The sequence below is a fragment of the Leclercia pneumoniae genome (assembly GCF_017348915.1).
GTDB classification, from domain to species: domain Bacteria; phylum Pseudomonadota; class Gammaproteobacteria; order Enterobacterales; family Enterobacteriaceae; genus Enterobacter; species Enterobacter pneumoniae.
On sequence record NZ_CP071383.1, the window covers coordinates 2,489,837 to 2,503,536 of the forward strand.

The window sequence follows — 13,700 nt, forward strand, 5'->3', positions numbered from 1 at the left end:
ACTTACCCCAGTAACGGTATTCTTGTGGTGGCGAGTTTAATGATGATGTACAGCACCACCAGCCCCAGCAAAAAGGCGATAAACCCCGCCTGCTGGCTGCGCGGACGACGTCGCCCCAGCGCAATAAAACCCAAAACGATGTAGATGATAACGCCAAACAGCTTCTCAGTCAGCCATCCCCCTTCTTGCGTAAAGGGCAGATAGCCCGTTTTCCACATTAAACCGACCCCGGAAAGAAACAGGACGGTATCAACGCAGTGCGGCGCAACGCGTACCCAGCGGGCGTTTATCAGCGCATTATTGCTGTAACGCCACCAGTACCGCAGGATGAAAAAAGTGATGGTGAGTACCACGGCAGAAATATGCAGGGTGATTAACAGACTGAAACTCATGCCCGTTTTCCCAGCGTCAGGCGTTCATTGCCGCCGTAGTCAAGACAGGTTTCCACCGAGGTATAGCCTGCCGCACAAAAAAGTTCGCGTACCGCTTCGCCCTGCGTCCAGCCGTGCTCCAGTAACAGCCAGCCGTCTGGCTGCAAGTGGTGACGCGCTCTGGTAATGATGTGGTCAAGATCGGCCAGCCCCGCATTGGCCGCCACCAGTGCGGTCAGCGGCTCAAAGCGCACATCGCCCTGCGACAGATGCGGGTCGAGCTCATCGATATAGGGCGGATTGCTGACGATCATTGAGAATGTCTGGTTGCCCAGCGCACTGAACCAGCTACTGCAAAGGACGGTGACGTTGCTTAAGGCGTGGCGGGCCACATTGCGTTGCGCCAGCGCCACCGCATCGGGCATCAGGTCGACGGCGGTGATAGCGCAATCGGGTCGCTCGCTGGCCAGGGCCAACGCGATGGCACCGGTACCGGTGCCGAGATCGAGAATCTCGCAGGGGGTTGCAGGCAGACGCGCCAGCGCCTGCTCCACCAGACACTCGGTATCCGGACGCGGGATCAGCGTGGCCGCAGAGACATACAACGGTAGCGACCAGAACTCACGCTCGCCGACCAGATGCGCCACCGGCTCGCCGGTTTTGCGTCGGGACAGCAGTTCATCCAGCTGTGCCTGCTGTTCAGCCGTCAGTGGCGTTTCACCGAACGCGAGAATATAGGTGCGTGCCTTGCCGGTCACATGCTCCAGCAGGATCTCGGCGTCGCGGCGGGGGCTTTCGCTCTCCGCCAGCGCTGCAATAGCCTGCTGTAACCAGTGGTGAAAATCCATTAATCCTGCTCTGCCAACGCCGCCAGCTGATCGGCCTGGTACTCCTGCACGATGGGCTCAATCAGGGCGTCGAGCTTGCCTTCCATGGTCTCATCCAGACGGTAGATGGTGAGGTTAATACGGTGGTCAGTCACGCGACCCTGCGGGAAGTTGTAGGTACGGTTACGATCGCTGCGATCGCCGCTACCCAGCAGGTTACGACGGGTAGAGGCTTCGGCCTGCTGGCGTTTTGCCACCTCAGCCGCATGGATACGCGCACCCAGCACCGACAGCGCTTTGGCTTTGTTTTTGTGCTGTGAACGTTCATCCTGACACTCCACCACGATCCCGGTGGGCAGGTGGGTAATACGGATTGCGGAATCGGTGGTGTTAACGTGCTGGCCACCCGCGCCGGAGGAGCGGAAGGTATCGATACGCAGATCGGCCGGGTTGATGTCCGGCAGTTCCGCTTCAGGCAGTTCCGGCATCACCGCCACGGTGCAGGCGGAGGTATGGATACGGCCCTGAGATTCAGTCGCCGGCACGCGCTGCACGCGATGGCCGCCAGATTCAAACTTCAGACGGCCATAGGCACCGTCGCCGCTGATCTTGGCGATCACCTCTTTATAGCCACCATGTTCGCCCTCGCTGGCGCTCATGATCTCCACGCGCCAGCGACGGGACTCCGCATAACGGCTGTACATCCGGAACAGGTCGCCGGCAAAAAGCGCCGCTTCATCACCGCCGGTTCCGGCGCGCACTTCCACAAACGCATTGCGTTCGTCGTCCGGATCTTTTGGCAGCAACAGCACCTGCAGCTCTTGTTCCATCTCTTCGGAACGGGCCCTGGCCTCCTGCAGCTCTTCCTGCGCCATTTCACGCATTTCCGGATCGTCGAGCATCATCTGCGCCGTTTCAATATCTTCCTGAACCTGCTGCCAGGCGGTAAAGCAACGCGCAACATCGCTCAGCTGCGCATATTCACGCGACAGAGCGCGAAAACGCTCCTGATCGGCAATGGTCGCGGCATCGCCGAGCAGAGCCTGAACTTCTTCATGACGCTCGTGCAGAGCTTCCAGTTTGGCGACGATAGAGGGCTTCATAGGCGTAAGTGCACCTTGTAATAAAATTGGGGGTAGAGGGCGCTATTCCAGCCCGAGGCTGTCGCGCAGAATATTCAGGCGTTCGTCATCCCCGTCACGGGCGGCCTGTTGAAGTGATTTGGTTGGTGCATGGATAAGACGATTCGTCAGTTTCCACGCCAGATCCTGCATGATGACCTGCGGATCGCCGCCCTGTTCGAGGGCTGCCATCGCTTTTGCCGTCAGTTCATTGCGAACCTGTTCAGCCTGGCCACGGTATTCACGGATAGTCTGGCTGGCGCTTTGTGCTCGCAGCCAGGCCATAAATTCGCTGGTTTCTTGCTCGACGATAGTCTCTGCCTGCACCGCCGCCGCCTTACGCTGGGCAAGGTTGTGCGAAATGATGCTCTGCAGATCGTCCACGCTGTATAAATACGCGTTAGCCAGCTTGCCTACTTCCGGTTCGACATCGCGCGGGACGGCGATGTCCACCAGCAGCATCGGCTGATTACGACGCGATTTTAGGGCGCGCTCCACCATGCCTTTGCCAATAATGGGCAGCGGGCTGGCGGTAGAGCTGATAATAATATCCGCCTCCTGCAGGCGCGCGTCGATATCGCTCAACGAGACCACTTCGGCCCCGACCTCCTCTGCCAGCGCTTGCGCACGTTCGCGGGTGCGGTTGGCGATGATCATCTTTTTGACTTTGTGTTCGCGCAGGTGACGGGCGACCAGTTCAATGGTCTCCCCTGCGCCAACCAGTAAAACGGTGACCGTGGAGAGCGATTCAAAGATTTGACGCGCCAGAGTACAGGCAGCAAAAGCAACAGATACCGCACTGGCACCAATGTCGGTTTCGGTTCGCACTCGTTTGGCGACAGAGAATGATTTCTGGAACATGCGCTCCAGTTCGCTGGCCTTCAGATGCCCCTTCTGGGAGTCCGCAAAGGCTTTTTTAACCTGGCCGAGGATCTGCGGCTCGCCAAGCACCAGCGAATCCAGGCCGCTGGCGACGCGCATTAAATGGCTGACCGCGTCGTTGTCGTGGTGCCAGTAAAGGCTATTTCGCAGCTCATCTTCGTTCAGATTATGGTATTCACATAGCCAGCGAATGAGCGCTTCGTGCAGGTTATCCTGCTCCTCTACGCTCAGGTACAGCTCGGTACGGTTGCACGTCGACAGCACCACGCCGCCCTGCACCATCGGTTGGGCAAGGAGACTCTCCAGCGCTTGGTCGAGATTATCCGGCGAAAACGTAACGCGTTCTCGCAGTGAAACCGGGGCTGTTTTGTGGTTAATACCGAGTGCTAAAAGGGTCATGTGAGCGGGAGTAGTACCAGCGTTAATAAGGTTAGCAGGTCGCATCATACAGGATGCGCGAGATCAATAAAAGAGACAGCCCCCTTTCGGAGTAATAGCTTAGATCGCGCTTTGAGATAATTTGAACGTAGACGCTACCACGACGGGACGCTAGCATTAACAGTTATAACTGCCACGTATCTCAAGGATTTGTCATCATTATGACCAGAATGATTCGCCTGCTGCCCCTGGCCGCGCTGGTGCTTACTGCATGTTCGATTACTCCGCCAAAAGGGCCGGGTAAAAGCCCTGATTCGCCTCAGTGGCGCCAGCATCAGCAAGAGGTGCGTTCGTTAAACCAATACCAGACCCGTGGCGCCTTCGCCTACCTGTCCGATCAGCAGAAAGTCTACGCCCGCTTCTTCTGGCAACAGACCGGCCAGGATCGCTATCGTCTGCTGCTGCTGAACCCGCTGGGCAGCACCGAAATGGAGCTGCTGGCCCAGCCCGGTACCGTGCAGATCACCGACAATAAAGGGCAGAAATATAGCGGAACGGACGCGGAAGAGATGATTGGTAAGCTGACCGGCATGCCGATCCCCATCAGCAGCCTGCGTCAGTGGATCCTGGGTCTGCCGGGCGATGCCACCGATTACAAACTCGACGACCAGTATCGCCTGAGCCAGGTAAATTACAGCCAGAATGGTAAAAACTGGAAAGTGGTTTACGGCGGCTATGACAGCAGCGGTAAAACGGCGCTACCCTCCAGCCTGGAGTTGACCGAGGGCAGCCAGCGTATCAAGCTGAAAATGGATAACTGGATTGTCAAATGATGACCCACTGGCCCTCTCCTGCAAAACTGAACCTGTTTTTATACATTACAGGACAGCGTGCCGATGGTTATCACACGCTTCAGACGTTATTCCAGTTTGTTGATTATGGCGACACGCTCTCCGTTGCGTTGCGCCAGGATGGGCAACTCAACCTGCTGACCCCTGTTGAAGGGGTGGAAAACGAAGACAACCTGATTGTGCGTGCGGCGCGCCTGCTGATGAACGCGGCGCAGCAGTCCGGTCGCCTGCCCGCCGGCAGCGGCGCGGATATTCGCGTTGAGAAGCGTCTGCCGATGGGCGGTGGACTAGGCGGCGGGTCGTCTAACGCCGCCACGGTGCTGGTGGTATTGAATCATCTTTGGGGCTGCGGGCTCTCTGACGATGAACTGGCCGAACTGGGCCTGACTCTTGGTGCCGATGTACCGGTCTTCGTGCGGGGTCACGCGGCCTTTGCCGAAGGGGTGGGAGAAGTGCTCACGCCGGTGAATCCGCCGGAAAAGTGGTACCTGGTGGCCCACCCCGGCGTCAGCATTCCGACGCCGGTCATTTTCAAGGATCCGGGGCTAACACGTAATACGCCGGTGCGGTCAATAGAAACGTTATTAAATTGTGAATTCGGCAATGATTGCGAGGATATCGCAAGAAAACGTTTTCGCGAGGTTGATGCGGCGCTTTCCTGGCTGTTAGAATACGCGCCGTCGCGCCTGACTGGCACAGGAGCCTGTGTCTTTGCTGAATTTGACACAGAGACTGCTGCACGTCAGGTGCTCGAGCTGGCCCCGGAATGGCTGCACGGTTTTGTGGCGCGAGGTGTGAACATCTCCCCGCTACGACAGGCCATTCTGGCGCAACCTGAGTTTCGGTGACAACGTCACCCTGTTCCAGACGTTGCATCGCGCTCTTTAATACACCGCCTGGATAGCGTTCGCCTGGCCCGCACAGTTTTTGGCGAAGGTTATCCACCACTGGACGCATGCCTGAGGTTCTTCTCGTGCCTGATATGAAGCTTTTTGCTGGTAACGCCACCCCGGAACTAGCACAACGTATTGCCAACCGCCTGTACACTTCTCTCGGCGACGCCGCTGTAGGTCGCTTTAGCGACGGCGAAGTCAGCGTACAAATTAACGAAAATGTACGCGGTGGTGATATTTTCATCATCCAGTCCACCTGTGCTCCAACGAACGACAACCTGATGGAATTGGTTGTTATGGTCGATGCCCTGCGCCGTGCTTCTGCAGGCCGTATCACGGCTGTTATCCCTTACTTTGGCTATGCCCGCCAGGACCGTCGCGTCCGCTCCGCGCGTGTGCCAATTACCGCTAAAGTTGTTGCTGACTTCCTCTCCAGCGTAGGCGTTGACCGTGTTCTGACGGTTGACCTGCACGCTGAGCAGATCCAGGGCTTCTTCGACGTTCCGGTTGATAACGTATTCGGCAGCCCAATCCTGCTCGAAGATATGCTGCATCTCAACCTGGACAATCCTATTGTGGTTTCTCCGGATATCGGCGGCGTGGTTCGCGCACGTGCTATTGCCAAACTGCTGAACGACACCGACATGGCGATCATCGACAAGCGTCGTCCGCGCGCTAACGTCTCTCAGGTGATGCACATCATCGGTGACGTTGCTGGCCGCGACTGCGTGCTGGTTGATGACATGATCGATACCGGCGGCACCCTGTGCAAAGCCGCGGAAGCCCTGAAAGAGCGTGGTGCTAAGCGTGTATTCGCTTATGCAACACACCCTATCTTCTCGGGTAATGCGGTAAACAACCTGCGCAACTCCGTTATTGATGAAGTTGTGGTTTGCGACACTATCCCGTTAAGTGATGAGATCAAGGCGCTGCCAAACGTGCGCACCCTGACCCTCTCCGGGATGCTGGCCGAAGCGATTCGTCGTATCAGCAACGAAGAATCTATCTCGGCTATGTTCGAACACTAATCGGACGCAGCCTGAAAACCCGCTACGGCGGGTTTTTTTGTCTGTGAGTTTCATTTGTATGATTAATGCCTCCTTCACCTGCCATTGATATGACAGATGATGCGCACACGGATGATGATTGTGAAAAACGCTTCCTCTCATGTATTGCCCTTTCGCGCCCTCATCGACGCTTGCTGGAAAGAGAAGTACACCCTGTCGCGCCTGACGCGTGACCTGATAGCCGGGATCACCGTCGGCATTATCGCCATCCCGCTGGCGATGGCGCTGGCGATAGGGAGCGGCGTGGCGCCGCAGTATGGCCTCTACACCGCCGCAGTGGCGGGGATCGTTATCGCCCTGAGCGGCGGATCGCGCTACAGCGTCTCCGGTCCCACCGCCGCCTTTGTCGTGATTCTCTATCCGGTTTCCCAGCAGTTTGGTCTTGCCGGCCTGCTGGTTGCCACCCTGATGTCAGGCGGATTTCTGATCCTGTTTGGCCTGGCGCGCTTCGGCAGGTTGATTGAGTACATCCCCCTTCCGGTGACCCTGGGCTTCACCTCCGGGATCGGGATCACTATCGGGACCATGCAGATAAAAGATTTTCTTGGCCTGCAGTTAACGCATGTGCCGGAACATTACTTGCAAAAGGTGGGCGCGCTGGCGATGGCGCTGCCGACGGTCAATCTGGGGGATGCCGCGATTGGCATCGTCACGCTCGGCACCTTAATTCTGTGGCCACGGTTAGGCATTCGCCTGCCGGGGCATCTTCCGGCGCTACTGCTGGGCTGTGGGGTCATGGGCGTAGTGAACCTGTTGGGTGGGCAGGTGGCCACCATCGGTTCGCAGTTCCACTATCTTCTGGCGGATGGCACGCAGGGCAACGGTATTCCGCAGCTGTTACCCCAGTTAGTTCTCCCCTGGGATATGCCGGGTTCTGATTTCACCCTGAGCTGGGATTCCCTGCAAGCCCTGCTTCCCGCCGCGTTTTCAATGGCGATGCTGGGTGCTATCGAATCACTCCTGTGCGCCGTGGTGCTGGACGGCATGACGGGCACTAAACACAACGCCAACAGTGAACTGATAGGCCAGGGGCTGGGGAATATCGTTGCGCCGTTCTTTGGCGGGATCACCGCCACGGCCGCGATTGCCCGTTCTGCCGCCAACGTACGCGCCGGGGCGACGTCGCCCATCTCCGCGGTGATCCACGCCCTGCTGGTGATCCTCGCCCTGCTGGTGCTGGCACCGTTACTCTCATGGCTGCCGCTCTCGGCGATGGCTGCCCTGCTGCTGATGGTGGCCTGGAACATGAGCGAGGCGCACAAGGTGGTGAACCTCCTGCGCCGGGCCCCGAAAGACGACATCATCGTGATGCTCATCTGTATGTCCCTGACCGTCTTGTTCGACATGGTGATAGCGATTAGCGTCGGGATCGTACTGGCATCCCTGCTCTTTATGCGCCGCATTGCCCGCATGACGCGACTTGCCCCGGTAAACGTCATTGTGCCCGACGACGTGCTGGTGCTGCGGGTTATCGGCCCGCTGTTCTTCGCAGCGGCAGAGGGGGTGTTTAATGACCTGGAGGCCCGAATCGTAAATAAACGCGTCGTGGTGCTGGAGTGGGACGCAGTGCTGGTACTGGATGCGGGCGGTCTGGACGCCTTCCAGCGCGTTGTGCAACGTCTGCCGGAAGGCTGTGAATTACGGATCTGTAACCTGGAGTTCCAGCCGCTGCGCAGTATGGCGCGTGCGGGGATCCAGCCAGTTGCTGGCCGCTTGTCATTCTATCCGACCCGCGACGCAGCGTTAGAAACGTTATGAATAGCGGCGCTGCATCATGATGCCAATCGCCTGTTGTAGCCAGCCAAGCACTTCAGGCGTCATCCAGGTCCCTTTCATCAGATGGGGCTCCTGCTCCATCGCCTGGCGAAATTTCTGCTGCGTCACCGGGTCGGTTCCTGCATAGGACTGAAACAGTTCGAGCCACGTTTGCGCCAGAGCCTGCGCCTGCGGGCTCGCGGCTGACAGCCCTTCCCGACAGGCCTGGTGCAGTTTAGCCACCAGCGAGGGCCACTCCATCATCCGATCAAAGTAGTGGGCGCGGGTAAAGGCCATCTCCTGCGGGGTGAGATAGCGCTGCCAGATGGCGAGCTTGCTCTCGGCAAAGGCCCGGGTGATAAAATCGAGGATATTGGCGTTGATACCGGTCTGTTCGCGCATCTGCGGCTCCACGCTGTGCATCTCGTTCAGCCGGGTCAGAAACTCGGGCTTGCCGGCGGTATCTTGTTCCAGCTGCGTCATCCAGCGGGTGGCTAACGCTGTCGCGCGCGGATCATCTACCCTAACGTTCTCTTCCAGCAACGCCTGCGCCTCGGCAACCAGCCCGCTCCAGGTAGCGGCCAGCGCCTCTCCCTGTACGGCAAACGGCAACTGCTGTAACTCTTCTTTGCTAAACCAGCGATCGTACATATTCATTAACTCCAGCGTATGTAGCCAGGACTCCAGATCGGGCTCGCCGCCGGCGGCCAGTTTGCAGCGCAGGCCAGCCAGCTGCTCTCGCAGGGTATGAATGCTGCGTAGTTGCTTATCCAGCAAGGCAATTTGCCCATCAAGCAGTGCAGCCATAGAGTGCGTATCCCGATCGAGGCAATCCTTTATCTCAGCAAGCTCCAGCCCGGCTTTAGCCAGCACCTGAATACGGTGCAGGCGCTGAACATCCGCCAGGTTATAGAGTCGGTAGCCTGCCGCACTTCTGGCGGAGGGGAGCAGTAAGCCTGTTTGTTCATAGTGGTGAAGTGTCCGGACGGTAATCCCCGCTCGCGTTGCCAACTGCCCAACCTGAATTAACATTGCTGCTCCTTTTTTCGCGCCATCGATGACACTGTGGATCCTGACGTTACGTGAGGGTCAAGGCAAGGGGCAAAAAAAAACGGCTCCCGCAGGAACCGTCTTGATGGCATCCCAGATTAACTGGGCTTATGTTGATCGCGGCGACAACGTTTGTCGTAGTGGCGTACCCACCAGTATTTGTCGCAGACTTGCTCATGGCCGCTGACGCGGGCTCCTGCGAGCCAGAGAACGGCGCCCAGGAAGATGCTCAGTATCGCGCCATGCGCAAAGTATTGTGGCAGGTTAAATTGCGGAAGCTGGTTTAAAATAGAGTAACCGACGCCCCCTACCATGACGATCAATCCCAACCCCATGAGCACGTTACCGAGTAACGAAGCGTTTCTGCGTTTCATGTGTCACCTCCGGAACTTTGGGTTGCAGGGTTAACTATCCCTAATCCTGATGTGCAAAGTATAGACAGCCCCCCTTTTATTGATTGCGGGAGCGATCACATTTATGCACTTTGAGTCAACAAAACTTTACAAATAACCTATTGAGCTACTTGAAAATCTAATGATTCAGCGGAGCAATTATTCCATTCCCAAACATCGGGCGGCAGAATTTTGTCAAGCGGCGCGGCAGACAGTACACTACGCGCCAGACTTAGAACCCTCAGGAAGTTAAACGTGACGATTAAATTGATTGTCGGCCTGGCCAACCCTGGCGCGGAATATGCGGCAACCCGCCACAATGCGGGCGCATGGTATGTCGACCTGCTGGCTGAGCGGTTACGTGCCCCCCTGCGCGAAGAGCCAAAATTCTTCGGCTATACCTCCCGCATTAACCTTGCCGGCGCAGATGTGCGTCTGCTGGTGCCGACCACCTTTATGAATTTAAGCGGCAAAGCCGTGGCGGCGATGGCCACCTTTTATCGCATCAACCCGGACGAAATCCTGGTGGCGCATGATGAGCTCGACCTGCCGCCCGGCGTGGCGAAGTTTAAACTCGGTGGCGGCCACGGTGGCCATAACGGCTTAAAAGACATTATTAGCAAACTGGGCAATAACCCGAATTTCCACCGTTTGCGCGTCGGGATAGGCCATCCGGGCGATAAAAACAAAGTTGTAGGCTTTGTGTTAGGTAAACCTCCCGCCTCCGAGCAGAAATTGATCGACGACGCGGTTGACGAAGCGGTGCGTTGTACGGAGATCTGGATTAAAGAGGGCTTAACCAAAGCCACTAATCGTCTGCACGCTTTCAAAGCGCAATAAGCGGCGTCACGCCCCTTTTTTGCCCCGCGCGCTGCGGGTTACGTGTATAATAGGCGTAGTTATTTACTTTTCTTCGACTCGTTATGCTTAACGTGTTGAATATCAAGATATTAAGGTGATTCAGAAATGGGATTCAAATGCGGTATCGTTGGTCTGCCTAACGTTGGCAAATCCACCCTGTTCAATGCGCTCACGAAAGCGGGTATCGAAGCGGCTAACTTCCCGTTCTGTACCATTGAGCCAAACACCGGTGTCGTGCCGATGCCTGACTCACGCCTGGATCAGCTGGCAGAAATTGTTAAGCCACAGCGTATTCTGCCGACGACGATGGAGTTCGTGGATATCGCGGGGCTGGTAAAAGGGGCTTCTAAAGGTGAAGGTCTGGGCAACCAGTTCCTGACTAACATCCGTGAGACCGAAGCGATTGGCCACGTTGTGCGTTGCTTTGAGAACGACAACATTATCCACGTGAACAACAAAGTGGATCCGGCTGATGATATCGATGTGATCAACACCGAGCTGGCGCTGGCGGATCTGGATACCTGTGAACGTGCGCTGCAGCGCGTGCAGAAGAAAGCCAAAGGCGGCGACAAAGACGCGAAAGCGGAACAGGCTGCGCTGGAAAAATGTCTGCCACAGCTGGAAAACGCCGGCATGCTGCGTGCGCTGAAAAACTTGACCGACGAAGACAAAGCGGCGATCAAATACCTGAGCTTCCTGACTCTGAAGCCAACCATGTATATCGCAAACGTCAATGAAGACGGTTTCGAGAACAACCCTTACCTGGATAAAGTACGCGAAATCGCCGCTGCGGAAGGCTCCGTTGTGGTGGCGGTCTGTGCGGCTGTTGAATCCGACATCGCTGAGCTGGACGACGCCGACCGTGAAGAGTTTATGGCCGAGCTGGGTCTGGAAGAGCCGGGTCTGAACCGCGTGATCCGCGCGGGCTACCAGCTGCTGAACCTGCAAACGTACTTCACCGCTGGCGTGAAAGAAGTGCGCGCATGGACCATCCCGGTAGGCGCAACGGCTCCGCAGGCGGCAGGTAAAATCCATACCGACTTCGAGAAAGGCTTTATCCGTGCACAGACCATCGCCTTCGACGACTTCATCACTTATAAGGGTGAGCAAGGGGCGAAAGAGGCCGGTAAGATGCGTGCAGAAGGGAAAGATTACGTAGTGAAAGATGGCGACGTGATGAACTTCCTGTTCAACGTCTAATTCTCCCCTGCCCAAACAAAAATCCACGCCCCGGCGTGGATTTTTTTTTAGCTGTCCTTAGAACTCTACCCTTGCGCCAAGGTTGTAGCGGCGCCCTTCCAGGACCGACGCTTCGTTATAAGAGGTGGAATGAAGCGGGTTCGCATCAAACAGGTTATAGATGCCCGCCATTAACGTCAGGTTCTTATTCACCCGATACCGCGTCCCCAGATCCATTACCGCATAGGCTTCGGTCGAGGTGGATTTACCGATATCCGGCGTGTTGCTCCGCCAGCTCGCTTTCGTCCAGAGTTCCAGATCGTTCAACGCTTCCCAGGTCAGGGAGATATTGGCCATGCTGGTCGGGAATTCGTTCAGCGCATCCCCTTTATACTGGCCGCTCTTCTGCTCGCTGTGGGTATAGGTGTAGTTGACGTTAGCCTTCAGGGTCGGCGTGGCCTGCCAGTCACCGTTCAGCTCCAGACCATAAATTTCCGCATCACTGACGTTAAAGTACTGGGAGACCGATTCGGCTTCATAACCGTTGTAGACACACATCTGCGTCGCGGTCGCGGTACAGATGGTGTAATCGCTGATCTTGTCTTTGAATTTGGTGTGGAAGACAGTGGCATCCAGCGCCAGCGTATCCTTCTGCCAGTAAACCCCCACCTCGGTGTTGACGCTCTTCTCCGGTTTCAGGTCGTCATTACCGATACCAATCTCAGAGTAGGGATAGCTGCCATACACGCTGGTAAAGCCGGAGTTGTTCTGACGGAGATCTGGCTTTTTATAGCCCGCAGAGACGCCGCCTTTTACTGCCCAGTTTTCATCGAGCGTCCAGTTGCCGTAAAGTTTTGGCGTTACGTGGTAGCCGAAGTAGCTGTCGTGATCCAGACGCGCCGAGGTGGTCATCGTAAAGTCTGGCACAATCATCCAGGCATCTTCAGCGAATACCGCCCAGCCATCGCGGCTGATCTTGCTTACCGGCGTTACCCCTGGCACCTCTTTGTCGGCGATGCCGAAGGTGTCGTCCAGCTCATTACGCGTATAGTTTGCCCCCAGCGTCAGCTTGTGATCGCCCAGGGTGAAGGTGTTGGCACTGTTGGCCTCAAAGTTATTCTGTTTGACGAATTGCGGTGACAAATACGGCACGCGGTACTCAGTACGTGCTTTTTCATAGCTGACAAAGTTCTTCGACTCGAGGATATCACCGTACCAGGCGTGCTGAGACAGCGAGATCGCATCGCGATCGAAACCCCAGTACCAGGGGTTACCGTGGCGGGTTTTCTCCTGATGCCCTTTGACCGCATTGAGATCCCAGAGCTGTGTATCGGTCGGCGACATGGAGATGGTGGCATCCAGGTTGCCCGCCTCGTGCTTAACGAAGCGCTCTTTATCGGGGCTGTCATCATCGCGACGATCCAGATAATCCGCCGCCAGGCTAACGCCAAGCTTGCCCGGAATAACGGGCCCCATCAGGAACAGATTTGTCTGGTTGGTATTACCGTATTCGCTCTTTTCCTGCAGGAAGTAGTTATCCTCCAGCACGCCGGTCCAGCTATCAAGGTTATAGCCTTTTTTGGTGATCACGTTGACCACCCCACCGATGGAGTCCGAGCCATACAGCGAAGACATAGGTCCACGAATGACCTCTATACGCTCGATGGCCGCAATCGGCGGCATAAAGGCCGCTTCGGTACCAATGTGGTGACCATATGGACGAGATTCACGGGTCCCCTGCTTGATCCCGTTCACCATATACGACGTATAGGACGAGTCCATACCGCGCATCTGCACGTCACCGGTCGCCAGGCTACCGTTGCCGCTGCCCGTTAACACACCCGGCATCTCCCGGAGTGCCTCGGTAACGTTCTGGTTCGAGCGGGTGTTCAACTCTTTCTCATTGACCACCGAGATGGTGGCCGGTGCTTCGCGGCGCTCCTGGCTGAAACCGGTGGCGGTTACTACCAGCTGATCTTCGTTCGCCGGATCGCTATCGGCGGCGATGGCGGCAGGCGTTATGCCGGTTAAGGCGAGCGAAATCGCCACGGCCATGCGTGTCCTGGTTATCAC

13 protein-coding genes are annotated in these 13,700 nt (G+C 56.8%); 6 read left to right on the top strand and 7 right to left on the bottom strand.

What is annotated here, in order from left to right; genetic code table 11:
• Positions 1–2: 2 nt before the first annotated feature.
• The 4 genes from sirB2 to hemA are packed head-to-tail and all read right to left on the bottom strand — an operon-like array spanning position 3 to position 3,600.
• Positions 3–392: an invasion regulator SirB2 gene (gene sirB2, locus JZ655_RS12030; protein ID WP_040075236.1), complete on the bottom strand. Its 390-nt coding sequence runs from the start codon at positions 390–392 to the stop codon at positions 3–5.
• Entirely contained in the window at positions 389–1,219 is an 831-nt protein-coding gene (prmC, locus tag JZ655_RS12035; protein WP_207291891.1) for a peptide chain release factor N(5)-glutamine methyltransferase, read from the bottom strand. Before prmC ends, sirB2 begins: the two co-directional genes overlap by 4 nt.
• Positions 1,219–2,301, bottom strand: a complete 1,083-nt coding sequence (gene prfA / locus JZ655_RS12040; protein WP_046885179.1) for a peptide chain release factor 1 — start codon at positions 2,299–2,301, stop codon at positions 1,219–1,221. The genes prmC and prfA overlap by 1 nt, the downstream gene beginning before the upstream one ends.
• A 42-nt stretch (positions 2,302–2,343) precedes the next feature.
• On the bottom strand, positions 2,344–3,600 hold the full coding sequence (gene hemA / locus JZ655_RS12045; RefSeq protein ID WP_040075233.1) for a glutamyl-tRNA reductase: 1,257 nt from the start codon (positions 3,598–3,600) through the stop codon (positions 2,344–2,346).
• A 200-nt stretch (positions 3,601–3,800) separates the two neighbouring features.
• Here hemA and lolB point away from each other — a divergent pair, with 200 nt between their 5' ends.
• From lolB to dauA, 4 genes are all read left to right on the top strand, one after another.
• Positions 3,801–4,412 (top strand): lipoprotein insertase outer membrane protein LolB, encoded by a 612-nt coding sequence (gene lolB / locus JZ655_RS12050; protein ID WP_040075232.1) that lies wholly within the window; start codon positions 3,801–3,803, stop codon positions 4,410–4,412.
• Positions 4,409–5,278 (top strand): 4-(cytidine 5'-diphospho)-2-C-methyl-D-erythritol kinase, encoded by an 870-nt coding sequence (ispE, locus tag JZ655_RS12055; protein ID WP_207291892.1) that lies wholly within the window; start codon positions 4,409–4,411, stop codon positions 5,276–5,278. The genes lolB and ispE overlap by 4 nt, the downstream gene beginning before the upstream one ends.
• A 125-nt stretch (positions 5,279–5,403) precedes the next feature.
• Complete coding sequence (gene prs, locus JZ655_RS12060) at positions 5,404–6,351, top strand: ribose-phosphate diphosphokinase (protein WP_040078464.1); 948 nt, start codon at positions 5,404–5,406, stop codon at positions 6,349–6,351.
• A gap of 120 nt (positions 6,352–6,471) precedes the next feature.
• Positions 6,472–8,148: a C4-dicarboxylic acid transporter DauA gene (gene dauA / locus JZ655_RS12065; protein WP_207293841.1), complete on the top strand. Its 1,677-nt coding sequence runs from the start codon at positions 6,472–6,474 to the stop codon at positions 8,146–8,148.
• Here dauA and JZ655_RS12070 read toward each other — a convergent pair.
• Together JZ655_RS12070 and ychH are read right to left on the bottom strand one after the other, a co-directional pair.
• Positions 8,143–9,177, bottom strand: coding sequence for a MerR family transcriptional regulator (locus JZ655_RS12070; RefSeq protein ID WP_207291893.1), 1,035 nt, complete (start codon positions 9,175–9,177; stop codon positions 8,143–8,145). The two genes, dauA and JZ655_RS12070, sit on opposite strands and share 6 nt — an antisense overlap.
• A 116-nt stretch (positions 9,178–9,293) precedes the next feature.
• Positions 9,294–9,569 carry a stress-induced protein YchH gene (ychH, locus tag JZ655_RS12075; RefSeq protein ID WP_046885176.1) on the bottom strand — a complete coding sequence of 92 codons (276 nt, stop codon included), beginning with the start codon at positions 9,567–9,569 and terminating at the stop codon, positions 9,294–9,296.
• 273 nt (positions 9,570–9,842) lie between these two features.
• On the opposite strand from ychH, the gene pth reads away from it, so the two are divergent.
• Together pth and ychF are read left to right on the top strand one after the other, a co-directional pair.
• A complete protein-coding gene (gene pth, locus JZ655_RS12080) occupies positions 9,843–10,427 on the top strand; it encodes an aminoacyl-tRNA hydrolase (protein WP_040075229.1) in 585 nt (194 codons plus the stop codon).
• 126 nt (positions 10,428–10,553) lie between these two features.
• Positions 10,554–11,648: a redox-regulated ATPase YchF gene (ychF, locus tag JZ655_RS12085; RefSeq protein ID WP_040075227.1), complete on the top strand. Its 1,095-nt coding sequence runs from the start codon at positions 10,554–10,556 to the stop codon at positions 11,646–11,648.
• 57 nt (positions 11,649–11,705) lie between these two features.
• Here the strand turns inward: ychF and JZ655_RS12090 are convergent, their stop codons facing one another.
• Positions 11,706–13,700, bottom strand: coding sequence for a TonB-dependent receptor domain-containing protein (locus JZ655_RS12090; RefSeq protein WP_207291894.1), 1,995 nt, complete (start codon positions 13,698–13,700; stop codon positions 11,706–11,708).